Genomic DNA, 20,163 nt, shown 5'->3' with positions numbered 1-20,163 from the left:
AGCAAGGCTTCCTTTATTCACTTCGCCCTGTCCCCTGATTCCAACCTCGTTGCCATTCCATTCGGAATTTCTGCGCGTCTGGCATGCCCTCACATACCCCTTCATAGAAACTGCCAGACAGACCTATCTGATAGGCAAAGGCGGGGTTGCAATACTCTTTAACTCCGGCGAGATAGCCTTGATCGTAGTCCGCATGATTCCCTTGACCGTATTCCGCCAAATCTTGAAAAGAACGTTGAGTCTGACCTTTTAGACCATCTCGGTAGCCAACTGAATACCAATCGCTGTCATCAGCCAAAAACTCGCCGTTTGAACACCCAGCCAGCAGTGTTCCCATTAATAAAGCCACGAAACGTTGTTTCATTGTTATACCTGATATTGACGTCAAATTAACAGTTTACGATGAAAGTGCATGTTCTGCCTGAATTTATTCTACGCCAGCAACCTGCGAAATGAAGGGGCTTTCTTTTTCTGAAGTGCCAACCTCTGCATCCAATAAAGTCACTTCCTCTTTATTGAGTTGCGCAAGAAAACTGGGTTGCTCTAAACATTGATTGGAAAACGTTGCCTTTCCACCAAATGGCACTGGCAGGGCTATCGAACTGAGTGCTCGTTTGATGTCCTTCGGATCTGAACTGCCAGCCTGTTTAATAGAGTATGCCAATGTCAGAACAGACAAGTAAGCGGAAACAAAGCCACCTGAGACATACACTTTTGCAAAGTCTCGATATACGCGTTGAGAAAAGATGGGGTTGACTTGCTCAAAGAAATTGCTTCCACACAGTAAAACTAAATTAGGTAACGCCCCTAAAGCGACCGATTCACTGCGACTCAAGTGTGTGCAAATCACAGGGATGGGGTTGCCTTGCCAACGTTGATTAAACGCTTTTAAAAAGGCATAGCTCGCATTCCCCATTAAATGGTTTACGACAAATTTTGGCGGCTCATTCAAAAGAGAATTCAGTGTGTAGTCAAACGTTTGGCAGCCTTCCCGATAAAAATTGTTAAAACTTAATGTCCCGCCTCCTGTTTCAAAAAACGAAGACGTCAGCTTACTTAAATCCCAACCTAATTGGTCGTTAGGGCTCACAACGGCCGCATGAGTGCCATATTTTGCAAAAGAATACGTAAGTAATGGAAGCAGATGTTGTTCTGATGAAGGACCAAACTTCAACAAATTAGGATGATTAGGTTGAGTACCAGACAGAGATGACGTCCAAAGTAGTCCAGAGTGTTGCTGGACAACATCCAGTGTCGCCATTCTAGAATCTAAAGTCGTCGTACCGAAAACATGCTCTATCCCCTGCTGAAAAAGACGCTCAGCCTGTGTCACGTAACAGAATCGCTCACCAAACGGATCTTTATGAATGGCGCCTAGTTTAAAATCAAACCTTGGATTCGCATTCACTTGTGAAATGCCAAATTGCGTTCCTATCAAAGATTGGTAACTGACTTTTCGGTATTGACTCTGGCTTGAATAAAGCACACCGATGGGAATGGTATTCATCGAAGTTCCCCTTAAACGTCTTATCTAAAATAAAGCCGTATGTACAAATAAACCGAATTCGCTGAAACAATGCTTCTGACAATACTTCCATGTGAAGTACAGCTTCTTTTTTATTTAGCTCAACTTGTCGTTGTTATCGTTTATAAGTAATCGAGCCAGAACGAAAACTCAAGAAGCTTAATACAATAACCCGCTCACCCAGTCTCAAAAACAAGACCCCATTAAGGGTTAATTATTATTACTATCAATAAATTAATCAGCATAGATCTAACGGTGGCATTCATTCACTCGGCTTGTTCTCAACTTTGCGAAAGACGTTGAATAGTAGCGAATACCCCAAATTTAAGCTTTCACCTTCCTATTAAGTCGGACCACTTATTGTTCATAACAACCACTTATTCTTCATAACAACCACTTAACCTGCCATAGCACCACTCACTTTTGTAGCCAATGCAGTCGACATTGCGCTGTTTTACTATCCAAGGTGAAGAATTTAAATAATTACATGGGACGTGAATATGTTGTGGTTTCTTATGTGTGTCGCTGCACTCATCGGCGGTTACTTTATTTATGGTACGTTTGTAGAACGTATTTTTGGTATCAAAGAACACCGCCAAACACCAGCTTATAGTAAGCAAGATGGCGTCGATTTTGTACCAATGTCAAACAAGAAAGTGTATTTGGTGCAGTTGCTGAACATTGCAGGTGTTGGTCCAATATTTGGTCCGATTATGGGGGCTTTGTATGGCCCTGCTGCCATGCTGTGGATTGTCTTAGGCTGTATCTTTGCAGGTGCAGTACATGACTACTTCTCCGGTATGCTTTCCGTTCGAAACGGCGGCGCATCCGTTCCAACCATTACGGGTCGCTACTTGGGTAATGGTGCTAAACACTTTATGAACATTTTTGCCATTGTCCTTTTGTTATTGGTCGGCGTGGTGTTTGTTTCGGCACCGGCTGGTATGATAACCAACCTCGTCAATGATCAAACCGACTTCACCGTTACGATGACTTCCATGGTGGTGTTCATCTTTGCTTACTACATCATTGCGACCGTTGTCCCTGTAGACAAAATCATTGGGCGTTTTTACCCGTTATTTGGCGCACTTCTGATCTTTATGTCTGTTGGTCTGATTACCGCGATTGGCGTGTCTGATGAGCATACTATTCTAGGAGGGTATGAAGTCAGCGATATGTTCACCAACATGAACCCGAATGACTTACCGCTGTGGCCTGCGCTCTTTATTACCATTGCATGTGGTGCTATTTCTGGTTTCCATGCCACTCAATCGCCTCTTATGGCTCGCTGCATGGAGAACGAAAAGAATGGTCGCTTTATCTTTTATGGCGCGATGATTGGTGAAGGTGTTATCGCTCTTATTTGGTGTGCATTAGCACTGTCCTTCTTCGGCTCTGTAGAATCGTTGTCCGACGCTGTCGCCAACGGTGGACCTGGAAATGTCGTGTACAGTGCTTCGTTTGGATTACTGGGTGTCTTTGGTGGCGTTCTTGCATTCTTGGGTGTTGTTATTCTTCCAATCACTTCAGGCGACACGGCGTTTCGTTCTAGCCGCTTGATTTTGGCTGAATACTTCAACATGGAGCAAAAAACACTTCGTAACCGTCTGATGATGGCTATGCCTCTGTTTGTGGTGGGGGGGATTTTGACTCAAGTGGATTTTGGCATCATTTGGCGTTACTTCGGGTTCGCGAACCAATCCACTGCCGTTATGATGTTGTGGACGGCATCCGCTTATCTACTGCGCCACAACAAACTTCACTGGATCACGACTGTCCCTGCGGTATTCATGACGACGGTATGTGTGAGCTTTATTTTAAGCAATAGCCAACTGGGTTTTGGTCTTCCTATCAATATCTCAACAGTCGCGGGTATTATCACTTCTATACTTATTACGGCTTATGTGATTAAAACATCAAAAGGCAAAGGCGAATCGGAACTCGCTGATGAAGACACACCATCGTCATCACCGAAAACCGTATAACCACGAGACACAATGAAAAAAGGCTCATTTGAGCCTTTTTTTGTATTCCTACCCACATTCATCAGCAATCAAACAGAGTTCGTCCAACCATAGATTGGTGAATTCAAACAACTGATTGATTTGTTGATCATCAATACTTGATTGTTTAGACACTAAATCCGCTAATACAACCATTCCAGGCAACGCTACTTTTTCAAACAGTTCACTTAATGTTTTAGCAGAGCGAACAATTTCATCAAGCTCTTGATTTTGTTGCGCGGTATTTAAATCCGTTACTGCGGACAACACTTCTTCAACAACACCATTAATGAACGCTGGCATCACATCAAACGCTATGGCATTTTTGCGCATGATAAGATCTACATCAACAGAATCCGTATCGATTTGCTTTTCCGTGTCCAAGCTGGGTTTATACAAGACTCCATTAGGAAAGAGCTTATTCGCATAGTGGGTCAGAGTTTCGTGTAGCTCTCTCTCAACAACCGGTTTTGCGATAAGATCATCCGCACCGGCTTGCTTCATTTTATCGCGAGTCTCTTTAAATGAATCCGCAGTACACCCTAATATCAATGCATTTTTATTTTGGGAGTCTTGACGAATCAGATACGTTGCTTCAACACCATCCATCACTGGCATATGGTTATCCATCAAGATGACGTTAAATGCTTTTTTCTTGGCTAACTCGTACGCTAACGCCCCATTTTCAATGCATTCAGTAATAAAGCCATATTGTCTAAGCATGGATTGAAGCACCATAGCATTTAAACGGTTATCTTCAACAATAAGCGCTTTCAGTCCATTGTAATTAATATGTCTGTCATCTTTCACAACCGTTAACTGCGGTTTAGCCAGAAGCAAGGGGAGTGTCACGGTAAAACAGCTACCCATATCTAACTCACTGACAACGATAATGTCGCCCCCCATTTGATCGATTAACCGAGACACAATGGATAGCCCTAATCCTGCACCGCCAAACCTCCTAGTTGTCGAACTATCGGCTTGTTCAAATGGGTTGAAAAGTTTGCTCAGTGTATCTGGATCCATCCCTATTCCAGTGTCTTTGAGCTGAATGTTCAGGCAAATACGCTCTCCTTTGATCTGTTCAGAAATCTGAAGCTCAATGAACCCTTTCTCTGTAAACTTAATTGCGTTATTGAGCAAGTTAAACATAATTTGCCTTACGCGAGCCTTATCGCCAAACACCCACCTTTCATGATCGACTTTATTATCGATGTATAAATCGATGCCTTTCTCTTCCGCTAAAGCCTGATAAATACTACTCACCGAGCCCATTACGTGCGTAAAGGAAAATGGCTGGCAGTCTAACTCAAACTTGCCTTGCTCAATTTTCGAATAATCAAGAATCTCGTTAAGCAAAGTCATCATATGTTCACCGGATTCATGCAAATGAACCAAATGATTTCTTTGGCTGTCACTCAAGTCTGTTTTTTGCAATAACTGAGCGATGCCAAGTACACCATTCATTGGTGTGCGAATTTCATGGGAAACAACGGCTAAAAATTCCGTTTTGGCTTTGCTCGAATCTTCTGCTCGCTTTTTCTCGAATTTCAATAATTCAATGATGCGTTCAAAGTTACTTGCTATCTCATTCAGTTCATCACCTTCCCACGATAAGGGGTCATTAGGCTCCTCATCATGGTTATATACGCCATCACGCAACTTTTCACTATAACAAGCAAACTGCTTCAGCCGACGCGTTAGAGTCAAATAGAGCCAAGTTAGACCCACTATAGACGCTAGAAAAATGGTAATAGTCGCAGTGAGCATTTTCCAACGCATTTCAGAAAAAAGGGCATTCATTCTCTGAAGCTGGGTTGATTCGCGCATTTTCGCAGTATGTTCAAGGTTATTCAGCGCGTGTATTGCTGGTTCATCATTGACTTTCACTTGATCATCTAGCTGGGTAACACTCAACTGCTTGTGGTACTCCACGGGCATTTGAAACAGCTTACTTTGGTATTCAGTAATCACTCGATCCACTGCATTTAAAGCGCTCTCTTCCATGATGGTTAGGTTTAATGATTTGTATTGTGCAATCACCCGTTTGGCTTCTTTAAAATACGCATTGGCTGCGTCTTTATCTTTGAGTTTTCCTCTAAGAACATAATTTTTGAACTTATGAATCGCGCCGTTATAACCTAGTTGGTAACGAAGATTGTTTAATAAATCGATACGAGTAGACGCTTCGGACTGATAGTCAGAGTTGGCTTGTTTGTAGGCAGAAAACGAAGATATTGATATCCAAGTAAAGATGGAGACAATCGCTAAAATAAAAACGGTGATCAACCACAGCTTTCTCCTGATGGAAACATGACTTGAAAACCACGAATTGAAAGCCATTCGCTGTCCAACCTCCCTACTTAGAACACTCGGCAATAAAAAGGATAAAAGACGTCCATTTCTTTATCCGTACTTGAAAACATTTCTTTGCCCCTACCTTAAAAATAGTAAAGCCCCGAATAATACGGGGCTTTATTTTATTGATATGTTCGATATGGTTAAATTTCTCTAACTTGAAGTTCTCGTGGAACTTCGAAGAACATATTTTCTTCGCGTCCAAGAACTTCTTCCACCTCGTCCGCTCCAAGCTCTTTTATTCGATCCAAAATCTGATTGACCAGCTCTTCAGGCGCAGACGCCCCCGCAGTCACACCGATCTTACTCGCCCCATCGAACCATTTGGCTTCAATCGCTTCAGGGCAATCAATCAGATACCCCGGTGTACCGAGCTTTTCTGCCAGCTCTTTTAAACGTGTGGAGTTCGACGAATTCGTGGATCCAACAACAACGACAGCATCAACTTGCGTGGCTAGTATGCGTACTGCATCTTGACGATTTTGAGTCGCGTAGCAAATGTCATCTTTACGTGGTCCTTGGATTTCGGGAAACACACGTCGAAGCTCTTCGATGACATCGGCTGTTTCGTCAACAGACAACGTTGTTTGGCTAACGTAGTGGAAGTTAGACGGATCGTTTACCACCAGTGACGCAACGTCTTCTGGTTTTTCAACAAGATACATGCCACCCGTATCACTGTCGTATTGCCCCATAGTGCCTTCCACCTCTGGATGCCCCGCATGACCAATCAGTACGACTTCCATATTTCGTCGACTTGCACGAGCAACTTCCATGTGCACCTTTGTTACCAAAGGGCAGGTAGCATCAAACACGGTTAATTGACGTCGCTTGGCTTCTTGCCTAACGGCTTGAGAGACACCATGGGCAGAAAAGATAACGATATTGTCGTCTGGCACTTCATGCAGTTCTTCAACAAAGATGGCACCGCGCTGTTTCAACCCTTCAACCACAAAGCGATTGTGAACCACCTCATGACGCACATAGATAGGAGGTTGGTACATCTCCAATGCCCTTTCTACAATGCTGATGGCACGATCGACCCCAGCACAAAAACCGCGTGGGTTCGCTAACAGTATTTTCATTTCATTGCTCATAGTACTTTCGTTTTTTATTGGCGCGCAATTTTACGACTCTCTGATATCGGGTTCTCTGATATCGGGCTCTCTGATATCGGGCTCTCTGATAAATAGTGTGCAGCTTTTATGACGCACAGTTCTATTACTTTTGGGTATCGCTGTTGGGCGCACCACTTTTAGGCGTAGGGTTTTGTGGACACAGTTTAGCGTTATCCCTATTGTGCCTCAAGCCACCCCAAAAAGAGAGGATACTCTCAATATCTTTAGCCATCATTCCACATCTAGGATTTCGACATCAAAAATCACATCTTGCCCAGCAAGTGGGTGGTTGAAATCGACAGTGACCGATTCGCCAGAAATTTCAGTGATGATACCTGGAATCTCCATCCCATCTTTACCCACAAAGGCCATGATGGTTCCTATCTCAACCTTTTCCTCTCCAATAAAGCGTGATTTATCCATATGGTGAATATTGTCTGGGTTAGGGCGACCAAATGCATCGTCAGCACTGAGCTCAATGTTTTTTTGTTCACCTTTAACCAAACCTAATAAGGATTTTTCAAAGTTTTCACTCAGGCTCCCATCACCCATTACCAATTTTGCTGGCTTCCCCATACTGTGCGTGCTATCCGCCACAGAGCCATCCTTCAGTTTTATCGTAAAGTGCAATGTCACAGCAGAACTTGCGGTTATAGTAGTCACAGAGTTATGTCCTTATTGTCGTTATTGGGCTTTGGCTTTGATTCGGGAACACTATTTAGCTGATGCCGATGTCTTCCAATTTTTAGCCTTTATATTAAAAAGCGCCGTCCGAATCAACGGACAGCGCTTAGGGTTATTCACAATATCCCCTCATGATTGAGGTGGTTCTTCTGGTTTTTTACGGAATCCATCAAGCAAAATAAGCGCAGCGCCAAGCACAATCGCAACATCGGCTAAATTGAATGCAGGCCAATGGTAGCTTTCCCAATAGAAATCGAGGTAATCGACAACATAACCATGAACCAACCGATCATAAAAGTTATTTGCCGTCGCACCACCAATCACCATCGCATAGGATATATTTAGCCATTTATCCGATGCTGGTAGGGCTCTCATCCAGCGAATCAACACACCACAAACAACCAATGCGATGCCGAAGAACAACCAACGTTGCCACCCACTTTGGTCACTTAAAAAGCTGAATGCTGCACCATAGTTATGAACATACAATAGGTTAAAGAAAGGCGTAATCTCAATGCGATTCGCCCATCCATATCCCATATTGTCCATTACAATGGCCTTAATACCAATATCTGCGATGAAAATCAGAACCGCGAGCCAAAGCCAACGAACACCTGATTCTTTCACCGAGAATGTTTTGTCACTCATATCGAATCCCAATATTAAGCGAATTTACGTACTTCGCCGTCACCATCCACATTTGATACACAGCGACCACACACTTTTTCGTGACCGTCAATGGTGCCAACGTCCGGCGTATGGTGCCAACAGCGGTCACATTTTTCAGCCTCTGTCGCCGTAACTTCAACGAATAGACCGTCTACCTCTGTCGCTTGAGCAGAATCCGACTTATCATTTAAAGGCTTAACCTCTGCTGTAGATGTCAGTAATACGAAACGCAGCTCGTTTTCAAGCTTGTTGAGCTTCGTAGCTAATGTGTCATCAGCATAAAGCGTCACTTCCGCTTGTAATGAGCCACCAATCGCTTTCTCTTTACGTGCATCTTCTAGAAGCTTATTCACCGCACCACGTACAGACTGGATTTCAGCCCAGAATTCATTGCTTAATTCTTCACCTTCAGCAAGACCGAATAGATCGTCAAACCATTCGCCAGTGAACACAAATTTCTCGCGCTGCTCGCCCGTTGGCAAGGAGCTCGGCATTTCATTCCAGATCTCATCCGCAGTAAACGACATAATAGGCGCCATCCAACGAACCAAAGCTTCTACAATGTAGTAAAGCGCCGTTTGACAGCTGCGTTGAGCGTGACCACCCTGCTTTGCCGTGTATTGACGATCTTTAATCACATCTAGGTAGAAAGAGCCCATTTCAATCGAACAGAACTGCATCAGGCGTTGAGTTACAGCGTGCGTGTTGTACTCTTCGTATGCTTTAACGATCTCTTCTTGCGCAGCTTGAGCACGACCCACAGCCCAACGATCAAGTACGACCATGTCTTCTGCCGGTACAAGATCGGTTTCTGGATTGAAGCCATTGAGGTTCGCAAGGAAGAAACGAGCGGTATTACAAATACGGCGGTACGCATCAGCAGAACGCTTAAGGATTTCATCAGATACCGCTACTTCGCCAGTATAATCAGTAGAAGCAACCCATAGGCGTAGGATATCCGCACCTAGCTTATTAGTGACGTCTTTTGGCGCCACCACGTTACCGATAGACTTAGACATCTTACGACCGTTGCCATCCACGACAAAACCGTGCGTGAGTACTTGTTTATATGGTGCTTCATCTTTCATCGCGATAGACGAGATAAGAGAGGATTGGAACCAACCACGGTGTTGGTCAGAACCTTCTAAGTACAGATCCGCAGCGTTGCCTGCATACTCTTCACGTGCATCCACAACCGAATAGTGAGTGACACCAGAGTCAAACCATACGTCTAAGGTATCCAGAACTTTTTCGTACTTGGTTGCATCTTCCGCCCCCATTAGGTCGGCTGCATCAACATCCCACCAAGCTTGAATGCCTTTCTCTTCGACGAGCTTTGCCACTTTTTCAATAAGCTCTAATGAGTTCGGGTGCAGTTCAGCGGTCTCTTTGTGCACAAATAATGCAATAGGTACGCCCCAAGTACGTTGTCGCGAGACACACCATTCAGGCATCCACTCCACCCCTTTGATTGACTCGAGTGCTTTTGCACGCAGACCCGCTTGGTCCATCGAGATGAACCACTGAGGGGTTGCTCGGAAAATAATGGGGGTTTTGTGTCTCCAACAGTGTGGGTAACTGTGCTCGTAAGCATGATGATGCAGCAGCGCCCCTTTTTCTTTCAGTGTTTCCACAACCGCATCATTGGCTTTGAATACATGCTGACCAGCAAACAGCTCGGTATCAGGCAGATAAACACCATTTGAACCAACAGGGTTCGCGACCTCTAAATCGTATTTTTTACCGACGACAAAGTCTTCCTGACCATGACCGGGTGCTGTGTGAACCACACCAGTACCGGAATCCGTCGTCACGTGCTCGCCAAGAATCACAGGAACAGTAAAGTCATAAAACGGATGGTGGAATTCAGACAACTCGAGGTCTGCACCTTTCGCAAAGCCTAGGTTATGGAAGTGTTCAACACCGGCACGCTCCATCACGTCTTTCGCGAGTTCAGAAGCCACGATAATACGCTCAGGCTCCGTCGAATCGCTTGCTTCGACTTGGATAAGAACATACTCCAGATCATCACGCATACACACTGCGCGGTTTGCAGGAAGCGTCCAAGGCGTCGTCGTCCAAATAACAACGGAAATCTCACCTTGACCTTCGTGGCCTTCGCTTAAGTTGAACTTAGACAACAACGCTGCTTCGTCTGCGGCTTTAAAACGAACGTCGATAGAAGGTGACACTTTATCTTTGTATTCCACTTCAGCTTCAGCCAAAGCAGAACCACAATCTGTACACCAGTGAACAGGCTTGAAACCTTTTAATAAGTGACCGTTATCCGCAATTTTGCCCAGGGCACGAATGATATTGGCTTCGGTAGCATAATCCATGGTTCGGTAGGGCTTGTCCCACTCACCCAGAATACCGAGGCGTTTGAAGCTTTCTTTCTGACCTTCAACCTGCCCCTCAGCATACTGACGACATTTCTCACGAAACTCTGATGCTGTCACCTTTTGACCTGGCTTGCCTACTTTCTTTTCCACCATCAATTCGATCAGCAGACCATGACAGTCCCAACCGGGGATATAGGGTGCATCAAAACCTGAAAGCGTTTTGGATTTAATAATAATGTCTTTAAGAGTCTTATTCAGTGCGTGACCAATATGAATATCACCATTGGCGTAGGGAGGACCATCATGTAATACGAAAGACTTTTTGCCTTTCTTCGCTTTACGGATCTCGCCGTAAAGGTCTTCTTTATACCAACGCTTAAGCATATCTGGCTCTCGATTGGTCAGATTGCCACGCATTGGAAACCCTGTGTCAGGTAAGTTCAGAGTATCTTTATACTCACTCATTGATTCTTAATTCCGTTATATTGAGCGAAAGTTAGACATTATGCCGAACGGTGGAACAAACCGTTCAACCCTTAAGCTGACGCAGCCACACCCTTGCTGCCTCAGCATCCAATTCAATTTGCGCTGTTAACGCATCCAGAGAGTCAAATTTGATCTCGTCTCTTAATTTGTGAAGTAATGATACTTCGAGTTGTTTACCGTACAAGTTTGAATTGAAATCAAACAAATGCACTTCCAGCTGCTGGCGAATACCGTCAACCGTCGGACGTTGACCTATGTTGGCCACCCCGCCATATATTGAGCCATCGATCCCATTAACCTCCACTACATACACACCTGAAACAGGCGACACGCAACGTTTTAACGGAATATTAGCGGTAGGAAAACCAATGGTTCGACCAAGCTTTCTACCATGAGAAACCCGACCGTTTATACTGTACGTACGACCTAGCATCTTCTCTGCATAAGCAAAATCATCGGTCGCTAACGCTTCGCGGATAGCGGTACTGCTCACGCGCAGTTGATCCATTTTAAAGCTTTGGGTGCTGACGACCTCGAAACCGAGTGCTTTACCCGCATTTTTCAGCATGTCGAAATTGCCCTTCCGACCTTTACCAAAACAAAAATCGTCACCAACCACGAGAAACTTCACGTCTAGCTGGTTAACCAATAGCTCTCTGATAAAGCCTTCCGCACTCATACTTGAAAAATGGGCATTGAAGTTCACGCAAAGTAGCCGTTGGATGTCGAGCTTTTCCAATTGAACAATTTTATCGCGCAAGCGAGTCAGCCGCGCGGGTGCTTTATCCCTTGCAAAAAACTCCATGGGTTGAGGTTCAAACGTCATGACCATGGTCGGCAACCCCATATTTTTGGCTCGCCGTGACACTTGTTTCAGCACTTGTTGATGACCTAAGTGGACACCATCAAAATTACCTATCGTCAATACGCACCCCTTATGACAGGGCTGTATATTGTGTATACCTCGGATTAACTCCATGAAATCTCTAGCTTAGGCTTACTTGCCGTTATTCAATCATTTTATTGTGCACGAAACCGACGGATTATATACCCAAACCGTAATAAGATGCGAGTTTCACTCTTAAAATAATCGGCTCACTAAGAGGCGGCTTTCAGGTGACGAATTCGAATGCCCATCACCAAAACCGATATCAAGTAAACTAAAGCACCACCCCCAATCAAAATAGCTAACTGCATGCAACGAGCACCAAAGCTCCAGGACAACCAGGTATCCATGGTCGGATTTAGCCATAAAACCGTCGAAACCATCACCACACCAGCAAGGATAAGCTTTAGCGCAAAAATAAGCGTTTCTTTGGTGATTCGATACACTTTTTGCATGTGTAACCCACGATACAACAATGTCATGTTAACAAAAGCCGATAACGCCGTTGCAATCGCCAATCCAACGTACCCGTAGAACCAAGCAAAAATGGCGTTAAATACCATATTGGATACCATGGCTATAATGCCGTACTTCACAGGAGTTTTCGTGTCTTGTCGCGAGTAATAACCGGGTGCCAGCACTTTGATCAACATGAAGTTCAGTAAGCCCGATGCGTAAGCCATTAAGGATAAAGAAGCAAACTCTACGTCTTGAGGGGTGAACTCTCCTCGCATGAAGAGCACCATTAACATAGGCTTCGAAAGTATAATCAACCCTAGCATGGCCGGCACACCAAGCAGTAGAACCATTCGAATGCCCCAATCCATCGTGTGCGCAAAGCCATCAGTTTGAGAGTCTACATGCCTCCGAGAAAGCGCCGGTAGAATGACCGTGGCAATGGCAATCCCAAACAAACCCAAAGGAAATTCTAACAAACGGTCTGAGTAATAGAGCCAGCTAATCGAGCCTGTCGCTAAAAAACTCGCAATAAAAGTATCAAGCAAAAGGTTAATTTGACTCACAGACACACCAAACAATGCTGGGATCATTAGAGTACGGATTTTCACAACACCAGGATCGCACCATCCCCATTGAGGTTTGACCAACATCCCCTCTTTGATTAAGAAAGGTATTTGAAAAAGAAATTGCACCAAACCACCAAGAAACACTCCAATGGCTAAACCAATTTCTGGTTGTTCTAATTGTGGTGATATCCAAAGTGCGGACCCAATAATCATAATATTGAGAAATACAGGCGTAAAAGAAGAAACCGCAAATTTCCCGAGGGTGTTTAAAATCGCTCCCGACAGTGCAACAAACGTAATAAACCACAAATAAGGGAAGGTCACTTTCAAAAGAAAACTGGCTAGTTCAAACTTTTCCGAAGAGGGACCACCATTTAGCCAATCAAGGAACCACCCAAAACCAAACAGTGCAGTGATCGCACCCGACCCAAGCACCCCAACTAGTGTAACCCCAGTAACAATGACGCCTAATGTACCCGATGCTTTCGCAATCAATTCTCGGGTTTTGGCTTGATCACCACTGGCATGATATTCCGTTAAAACAGGCACAAAGGCTTGGGAAAACGCCCCTTCAGCGAAAAGGCGACGCAAAAAATTGGGAATTTTATTGGCAAAAAAGAAAACATCTGCGCTGGCACCTGCGCCCATTAGATTGGCGACAACCACGTCCCGTACCAGACCCAGAATTCTGGAAATAAAAGTCATCATACTGACGATCAAGCCAGACTTGAGCAGCTTTTTACTCACAAACATCCCCTAAAAAATACACTCATAAATCTGCTAAAGCGCTTTCATGGGCTCAGCAGAGATAATTATTAGCAATGGTATAAAAATGCTGTTAGAATCCACGCCATCTTAACCGCGATGACCTTCTATTCCAAAGATTGTTTGGATGAGCTGGGTTTTTGCACAAATCATTTGACATTTAAGCGTAATTGAGGGATATTCCTCGCCCTTAAATTGTCACCGAACTAAGTTTTTGGGAGTTAGACCCTTGGCAAACAGTAAATCTGCTAAGAAGCGCGCTATCCAAGCTGAAAAACGTCGTCAGCACAACGCTAGCCGTCGTTCTATGATGCGCACTTACATGAAGAAAACTATCGCAGCTATTGAAGCAGGCGATAAAGAAGCTGCAACAGCTGCATTCACTGCAGTTACACCGATCCTAGACCGTATGGCGACCAAAGGTCTTATTCATAAGAATAAAGCTGCTCGTCACAAGTCTCGTTTCTCTGCAGCAATCAAAGCTCTTTAATCCGGGTTTAGATTTGCAAAAAAACCGGCTTTCGCCGGTTTTTTTATATCTAAATAAAACAAAATGCTTTTTCGTACCTAGGCTTATCCTTCTCGGATGGCTGACCACTCTAAGGTCAGCTCAACCACTTGTCCATACGCGATCAATCTTCGCAATACAGTGCATGAAGCAGTTTAATGACTTGTTTTACTTCCAAGCTGCTAAGAGAATAATAGACCGTTTGGGCTTCTTTCCGAGTTTGTACCAAACCATCTCTTCTCAACCAGGCTAAATGCTGAGACAGTGCAGACTGACTCAATTCAAGATTAGAACACAGCTCTCCAACAGAAAGTTCATTACTGTGTAGCATACATAATATTTGCAAGCGTCTTTCATTCGCCATCGCTTTCAAGAGTACGACAACTTGAGCAGACTTCTGCTCCATTTCCTGTAAGTTCATTCAACAGCCTCCATGGGCTAAAGCTAAGTTATTGCATCTTCAACTTATTATTTATGTTATGTCAGTTGAAGTCCTTATTCATAGTAATGTTATTACAACAATGTAAAGTAATACAATGAATTCTGTTAATCGAACAGCTGAATGAAATCAGCATCACAAAGATTCTTAACAGTTGGATGCTGAATCATTCGTTCAGCAAATATCACAAAGTACTCTTCCTTAAGCTCATTTATTTCACCCACCAAGTGTAGAGAGACGTCATCACCCACTTCGGATTGATACAAACTGGGTGCAAGAAAAATCGCATCTTTATGATCTTGAGCGAATGCTTTCATTAAAGCCACGTCATCAAACTCACCAAGAATGTTGGGCTGAATTCCTTTTCGATCAAACCACTGCATGACCTTTCTTCCCATTGAGGTTCGGCTTCCAGGCAAAAGCAGTTTTCGATTCTCTAATACTGAGGGAAACTGTTCATTATCCAATGGTTTCGAGCTAAAGAAGCTCATTCGACATTCACCCAACTTTTTACTGTATAGCCCAGGGCTCTGGCTTGAATCAACCGCACAATCAGACAAAATCATATCCAACTTATGCTGAGAGAGCTGCTCAAGAAGCAATTCGTGAGTCGATTCAAAGCATCGTAAGTGGATGCTATTGTCTGAAGGTACCGTGGTCATCAGAATCCGGCTTACTAAGCGTTTTGAAAGCGCATCGGCCACCCCAACATCAAACAGAATATTGGATCGCTGACTGTAATTGACGATGTCTAGCATTTCATAACTTAAACCAAACATACGATCGGCATACTTAAAGACAAGTTGCCCTAACTCAGTAGGCTCGACGCTACGCCCATTACGCTTGGTTAACTTGCCATCCATTCTTTCTTCTAGCGCTTTTATTTGCCCAGTTACGGTCTGAGGCGTTAGGAAAAGTGCATCCGCAGCTTTCGTAACCGAACCCTGTTTACACACCATCCAGAAATAATAAAGATGATTATAATTTAAGTGCGACATCGAATTTTCTTAACCAAAGCATGAAGAAACCATATGATACAACGCATCTAATAAAGAGACCATATTTTCGGTATTTTCGATATATAAAAGTGAATATTTCGAATAAAACCGAACATAATCGAGACTTTTATGACACTATCATCAAGAGAAAGTGTGACAAAATGCAAATTTCCTATTAAAAACAGTCAAAAACACCAATCACCGCCTAGCAACAAACCCAACTTAACCCTTAAAAATCAATAAATTATAAAACATATCATTGTAAGTTATCGATTGCGTGGAAAAAATAGCAAAAAAGCCCCCCTTAAATGTAAATGTCATATAACTGCAATATTTCATCTCTAGTATCGCCTTCAGATTCACTAACCGACCTAATTGAGAACGGTCACGGAGAAAAATATGATAAACCAAGCTACTTCAACAGCAGCGCCACGATCGAGCTCAGCTCGCTGGCTACGCTGGGCTAACTTGGCTTTCATGCTTTACCTACTATTACTTGCAGTTTCAATGGTAGGAAGTGGTTTTAAGTGGGCTTCTGGAGAGCACGCTAAAACACTTTTCGAATTTGCTTCTCACCCTGTTGCAGGTCTAATGATAGGGCTTGTTGCAACAGCATTAATTCAGTCGTCTAGTACTGTCACTTCCATTATTGTCGGACTTGTTGCTGGTGGTCTCCCTGTAGCGACGGCCATTCCAATGATTATGGGTGCCAACATTGGTACTACCGTTACCAATACGTTGGTCAGCTTAGGTCACGTTCGTTGCAAGGTCGAGTTTAAACGCGCATTTGCTAGTGCCACCATCCATGATTTCTTCAACCTCCTTGCTGTTATCATCTTCCTACCGCTGGAAATGATGTTCGGTATTCTAGAGAAAATTTCTCACTGGCTGATTTCACCGATGCTTGCAACTGGTGATATGAGCATTAAAGGTTTCAACTTTATTAAACCCATTACCAAACCTGTTATTAACGCGATTAAAGAACCCCTAGCGTCGTTTGGCGATGTAGCAGGCGGGGTTATGTTGATTATATTAGGCATCGCAACCCTCTTCGTCGCCATCACCGTTATGGGCAAGCTGATGAAGAGCCTAATGGTTGGTCGAGCGCGTGACATTTTGAAAAATGCTATTGGTCGTGGACCTCTTCACGGCATCGCATCAGGTTCCGTTGTCACTGTACTGGTTCAGTCTTCGTCAACAACAACAAGCTTAATGGTTCCATTGGTGGGGTCAGGTGTACTAAAAGTGCGTGATGTTTACCCGTTCACTCTGGGTGCAAATATTGGTACGTGCATCACGGCATTGCTCGCTGCAACAGCGGTTTCTGGTGAGTTTGCTGTATTTGCCTTACAAATTGCACTTGTTCACTTAGTGTTTAACGTAATGGCCACAGCCTTTATCTACGGTATTCCATTCCTAAGAGAGCTCCCCATCAAAGGGGCGGATCTGATATCCGATATGGCGATGAAGAATAAATCGGTCGTCGTAGGTTACTTACTGGCTGTGTTCATCATCATGCCCGGTACCATCTTAGCGCTTACCGCGTAAAAGCCGATACAGAACGTCATAAGCGCCTGCATTTATCAAGTGCAGGGGCTTTCTTTGTTTTTATCGAGCTTAATGATCTCTTAGGGCGATTTCACTCGCATAAGAAAGCATACATGTCAGATAGATTTAACGAATCCAGCTGGACTAGTTTGTTTATTCAAGTGCTGCTCGCTACAGGATTTATCCCACAAAAAAACGCCGCTTGAGGACAAGTGGCGTCGTTGTTCTTCTTGTAACAATTATACTGAAAATGGATACTTAATCGCATCGTGGCATTGATACCCCACCACGTCAAAATCATCCATAGTGACCCATGTTTCCAAATCTTCGAGCGATTGTATCTTAGGGTTAATTCTGATTTCAGGTGCAGGAAAAGGCTCACGTTTCAACTGAACATCACGCATCAACTCTAACTGATCTTCGTAGATGTGTGCATTAACCAACTTGTGGTACGCCTTACCTGGCTTCTTACCCGTTATCTGAGCCATCAGAGCTAAGAAAACGTACACTTGAACCATATTAAAGTTTAAACCTAATGGAACGTCACAGGAACGCTGTGTGCTGTTTAAGTATAATGTATCGCCAAGTAAGGAAAAGTGGTGACTGTACATGCAAGGACGCAAACAACCCATGTGAAATTCACCTGGGTTGTAGAAATTCAATATTTCGCCACGATCATCCACACCATTCGTTAAATCATCCACAATCTTTCTGAGCTGATCGATGTGTCCGCCATCAGGCTTTGCCCAAGCACGCCCTTGCACACCGTAAACACGCCCCATATCGTCATTGCCTTTACGATAGGGGTTGTTAAGCCATGCATCGTTTAAATTTGCGTTCGCGTCCCATGTTTTGGTGCCTAGCATGCGAAAATCTTCCGCGTTGTCGTAACCACGAATGTAACCGAGTAATTCAGCAACGGCGGCTTTCCAAAAGCTTTTTCGCGTTGTCACTAGTGGGAATGCTCCCGAACTAACATCATAAGTAAGATCCGCGTTGATGACGGTTAGGCACCGTTTTCCCGTGCGCTCGTTTTCAATCCACGTACCTTCATCGACGATACGCTGACATAACTCCAAATACTGTTTCACTGTAGACCTTACACTTTCGATTTAACAGGTTGTTTGTTGGCGATAAATGCCCATGTAATCAATGCGATCCCCCCCATCACCATTGGTAGAGACAAAATTTGCCCCATGGAGATCCAACCTCCAAAAAGACCCAGATGTGCATCCGGCTCTCGGAAGTATTCTATAATAAAGCGGAAGCTACCATACCCCAGCAAAAACACCCCAGACACACTTCCAGCAGGGCGAGGTTTCTTAATAAACCAATTGATAATGAAAAAAAGAACTAAACCTTCGAGGACAAACTCATACAACTGCGAAGGGTGCCGGGGAAGATACCCCCCACTTGGAAATAACACCGCCCATGGCACATCCGTTACGCGCCCCCATAGCTCGTCGTTCATAAAGTTACCTATGCGCCCCATTCCGAGACCAAAAGGAACCAATGGCGCGATAAAATCGGTGACAGCAAAGACGGCTCGACCATGTTTACGCGCATACCACGCCATGGCGGCGGTCACGCCCAGCAAGCCGCCATGAAAAGACATCCCTCCTGTCCAGATCTTAAACAGGTATAATGGGTCATCCAGAAAAACATCAAAGTTGTAAAAGAATACGTAACCAATACGCCCCCCCAGCACAACACCAAGGAAACCTGCAAACAACAAGTCAGAAACTTGCTCACGCGTCCAGCCACTATTAGGCATATCAGCGCGACGGTTTGCTAACCACAACGCAAATACAAAGCCAATAAGATACATCAAACCATACCAGCGTAGCGCCAATGGTCCGATGGAAAAAATGACAGGATCAATTTGAGGAAAGGCGATAAACCCCTGATTCATATTTAATTCTCTTTACTGTTTCTAAGGACTGTTGAAGTAGTAAACTGACATCTGAATCCGCAATGGTTAAAAACGACCACGGCAAACATTCGACAACATCTAAATTGGTAATAGCATTTTTCCAGCGATGAAAAGAAGGAAAACAGCAAATATTTTCTTTAATACCGCCGTTGGAAGCTTAGTCGCCCATTTGGCGCCGATACGGGTCGTTAATACAGAAGTCGCCACAATACCAAATAATGCCGGCAAGTAAACATAACCCAAGCTGTATTTGGGTAGACCTTGCACTTCAAAACCATGCACCACAAACCCCACCATCCCAGCCAAAGCAATGGCACTTCCGCACACCGATGAAGAGCCGATCGCTTTTCGCATATCAACACCGTGCCGACTTAGAAATGGGACGGTCAATGAACCACCACCAATTCCTGCCAAGCTCGACACCACGCCAATAAGACCGCCATAGCCTAAAGTGGTTCCTGCTGATGGCATTGGGGACGCAACAGCAGATCGCAAAGACATCAACATCTGAATGGCCAACCCTAGGACAATGATGCCGAAAACGTTGATAAGGTACTGCGTGGGAATCGCTTCTGCAATAAACGAGCCTGCGAGACCACCGACAACCACACCCGGCATCAACCACTTAACAACAAACATGTCTACGTTTCCCAGACGAAGGTGATTGAAAGCAGATGAACCAGACGTAAGTATGATGGTTGCTAAAGATGTCGCTAAGGCAATGTGCATAATAAGATCCGTGGAGATGTTCGCTGCCGGAAGCAGCCAAAGCATCGCAGGCACAACAATTAAGCCTCCTCCGATCCCTAACAATCCCGCCAAGACGCCAACAATACTCCCCAGCACTAGGAACTGAAAAATGAGCTCTATGTTCAA

At 44.2% G+C, this 20,163-nt stretch carries 17 protein-coding genes; 3 read left to right on the top strand and 14 right to left on the bottom strand.

Annotated features, from left to right (window positions below; genetic code table 11):
- Positions 1-13 precede the first annotated feature (13 nt).
- Positions 14-364: a DUF2799 domain-containing protein gene (locus HC752_RS20925; protein ID WP_190337146.1), complete on the bottom strand. Its 351-nt coding sequence runs from the start codon at positions 362-364 to the stop codon at positions 14-16.
- 63 nt (positions 365-427) lie between these two features.
- Positions 428-1,507 (bottom strand): transporter substrate-binding protein, encoded by a 1,080-nt coding sequence (locus tag HC752_RS20920; protein WP_190337145.1) that lies wholly within the window; start codon positions 1,505-1,507, stop codon positions 428-430.
- 518 nt (positions 1,508-2,025) lie between these two features.
- On the opposite strand from HC752_RS20920, the gene HC752_RS20915 reads away from it, so the two are divergent.
- Positions 2,026-3,510, top strand: a complete 1,485-nt coding sequence (locus HC752_RS20915; protein ID WP_190337144.1) for a carbon starvation CstA family protein — start codon at positions 2,026-2,028, stop codon at positions 3,508-3,510.
- Positions 3,511-3,558: 48 nt separating this feature from the next.
- On the opposite strand, the gene HC752_RS20910 is transcribed toward HC752_RS20915, so the two are convergent.
- The 7 genes from HC752_RS20910 to murJ form a co-directional block, all read right to left on the bottom strand.
- A complete protein-coding gene (locus HC752_RS20910; protein ID WP_190337143.1) occupies positions 3,559-5,871 on the bottom strand; it encodes an ATP-binding protein in 2,313 nt (770 codons plus the stop codon).
- Positions 5,872-6,029: 158 nt separating this feature from the next.
- Positions 6,030-6,983 (bottom strand): 4-hydroxy-3-methylbut-2-enyl diphosphate reductase, encoded by a 954-nt coding sequence (gene ispH, locus HC752_RS20905; protein WP_190337142.1) that lies wholly within the window; start codon positions 6,981-6,983, stop codon positions 6,030-6,032.
- A gap of 252 nt (positions 6,984-7,235) precedes the next feature.
- Positions 7,236-7,667 carry an FKBP-type peptidyl-prolyl cis-trans isomerase gene (fkpB, locus tag HC752_RS20900; protein WP_190337141.1) on the bottom strand — a complete coding sequence of 144 codons (432 nt, stop codon included), beginning with the start codon at positions 7,665-7,667 and terminating at the stop codon, positions 7,236-7,238.
- 150 nt (positions 7,668-7,817) lie between these two features.
- Positions 7,818-8,336, bottom strand: coding sequence for a signal peptidase II (lspA, locus tag HC752_RS20895; RefSeq protein ID WP_190337140.1), 519 nt, complete (start codon positions 8,334-8,336; stop codon positions 7,818-7,820).
- A 14-nt stretch (positions 8,337-8,350) separates the two neighbouring features.
- Positions 8,351-11,164: an isoleucine--tRNA ligase gene (gene ileS, locus HC752_RS20890; RefSeq protein WP_190337139.1), complete on the bottom strand. Its 2,814-nt coding sequence runs from the start codon at positions 11,162-11,164 to the stop codon at positions 8,351-8,353.
- A gap of 64 nt (positions 11,165-11,228) precedes the next feature.
- Positions 11,229-12,164 carry a bifunctional riboflavin kinase/FAD synthetase gene (gene ribF / locus HC752_RS20885; protein WP_190337138.1) on the bottom strand — a complete coding sequence of 312 codons (936 nt, stop codon included), beginning with the start codon at positions 12,162-12,164 and terminating at the stop codon, positions 11,229-11,231.
- 119 nt (positions 12,165-12,283) lie between these two features.
- Positions 12,284-13,843: a murein biosynthesis integral membrane protein MurJ gene (gene murJ / locus HC752_RS20880; RefSeq protein ID WP_342029499.1), complete on the bottom strand. Its 1,560-nt coding sequence runs from the start codon at positions 13,841-13,843 to the stop codon at positions 12,284-12,286.
- Between the two features lie 247 nt (positions 13,844-14,090).
- Here murJ and rpsT point away from each other — a divergent pair, with 247 nt between their 5' ends.
- The gene (gene rpsT, locus HC752_RS20875) at positions 14,091-14,351 is read left to right on the top strand and encodes a 30S ribosomal protein S20 (protein ID WP_190337136.1); all 261 of its coding nucleotides are present in this window, start codon (positions 14,091-14,093) and stop codon (positions 14,349-14,351) included.
- 142 nt (positions 14,352-14,493) lie between these two features.
- On the opposite strand, the gene HC752_RS20870 is transcribed toward rpsT, so the two are convergent.
- Entirely contained in the window at positions 14,494-14,790 is a 297-nt protein-coding gene (locus HC752_RS20870) for an ArsR/SmtB family transcription factor (protein WP_190337135.1), read from the bottom strand.
- 125 nt (positions 14,791-14,915) lie between these two features.
- Entirely contained in the window at positions 14,916-15,806 is an 891-nt protein-coding gene (gene nhaR, locus HC752_RS20865; protein ID WP_190337134.1) for a transcriptional activator NhaR, read from the bottom strand.
- Between the two features lie 402 nt (positions 15,807-16,208).
- On the opposite strand from nhaR, the gene HC752_RS20860 reads away from it, so the two are divergent.
- Positions 16,209-17,354: a Na/Pi symporter gene (locus HC752_RS20860; protein WP_190337167.1), complete on the top strand. Its 1,146-nt coding sequence runs from the start codon at positions 16,209-16,211 to the stop codon at positions 17,352-17,354.
- 239 nt (positions 17,355-17,593) lie between these two features.
- Here HC752_RS20860 and HC752_RS20855 read toward each other — a convergent pair whose 3' ends face one another.
- The 3 genes from HC752_RS20855 to HC752_RS20845 all read right to left on the bottom strand — a co-directional run bounded on the left by HC752_RS20855 (position 17,594) and on the right by HC752_RS20845 (position 20,163).
- The gene (locus tag HC752_RS20855) at positions 17,594-18,445 is read right to left on the bottom strand and encodes a thymidylate synthase (RefSeq protein WP_190337133.1); all 852 of its coding nucleotides are present in this window, start codon (positions 18,443-18,445) and stop codon (positions 17,594-17,596) included.
- A gap of 8 nt (positions 18,446-18,453) precedes the next feature.
- The gene (lgt, locus tag HC752_RS20850; protein ID WP_190337132.1) at positions 18,454-19,266 is read right to left on the bottom strand and encodes a prolipoprotein diacylglyceryl transferase; all 813 of its coding nucleotides are present in this window, start codon (positions 19,264-19,266) and stop codon (positions 18,454-18,456) included.
- A 99-nt stretch (positions 19,267-19,365) separates the two neighbouring features.
- Positions 19,366-20,163 carry a sulfite exporter TauE/SafE family protein gene (locus HC752_RS20845; RefSeq protein ID WP_190337131.1) on the bottom strand — a complete coding sequence of 266 codons (798 nt, stop codon included), beginning with the start codon at positions 20,161-20,163 and terminating at the stop codon, positions 19,366-19,368.

Source organism: Vibrio sp. S9_S30, from assembly GCF_014694455.1.
GTDB lineage: Bacteria > Pseudomonadota > Gammaproteobacteria > Enterobacterales > Vibrionaceae > Vibrio.
The sequence above is the reverse complement of the archived record's forward strand: the minus strand, read 5'-3'. Positions and strand labels throughout refer to the sequence as shown.

What these genes read in the sequence shown, in the direction of transcription:
- lgt (WP_190337132.1), bottom strand. Translation starts at nt 19,266, where the DNA reads ATGAATCAGGGGTTTATCGCCTTTCCTCAAATTGATCCTGTCATTTTT.
- HC752_RS20925 (WP_190337146.1), bottom strand. Translation starts at nt 364, where the DNA reads ATGAAACAACGTTTCGTGGCTTTATTAATGGGAACACTGCTGGCTGGG.
- nhaR (WP_190337134.1), bottom strand. Translation starts at nt 15,806, where the DNA reads ATGTCGCACTTAAATTATAATCATCTTTATTATTTCTGGATGGTGTGT.
- HC752_RS20910 (WP_190337143.1), bottom strand. Translation starts at nt 5,871, where the DNA reads ATGGCTTTCAATTCGTGGTTTTCAAGTCATGTTTCCATCAGGAGAAAG.
- ileS (WP_190337139.1), bottom strand. Translation starts at nt 11,164, where the DNA reads ATGAGTGAGTATAAAGATACTCTGAACTTACCTGACACAGGGTTTCCA.
- HC752_RS20915 (WP_190337144.1), top strand. Translation starts at nt 2,026, where the DNA reads ATGTTGTGGTTTCTTATGTGTGTCGCTGCACTCATCGGCGGTTACTTT.
- HC752_RS20870 (WP_190337135.1), bottom strand. Translation starts at nt 14,790, where the DNA reads ATGAACTTACAGGAAATGGAGCAGAAGTCTGCTCAAGTTGTCGTACTC.
- HC752_RS20920 (WP_190337145.1), bottom strand. Translation starts at nt 1,507, where the DNA reads ATGAATACCATTCCCATCGGTGTGCTTTATTCAAGCCAGAGTCAATAC.
- ispH (WP_190337142.1), bottom strand. Translation starts at nt 6,983, where the DNA reads ATGAGCAATGAAATGAAAATACTGTTAGCGAACCCACGCGGTTTTTGT.
- ribF (WP_190337138.1), bottom strand. Translation starts at nt 12,164, where the DNA reads ATGGAGTTAATCCGAGGTATACACAATATACAGCCCTGTCATAAGGGG.
- lspA (WP_190337140.1), bottom strand. Translation starts at nt 8,336, where the DNA reads ATGAGTGACAAAACATTCTCGGTGAAAGAATCAGGTGTTCGTTGGCTT.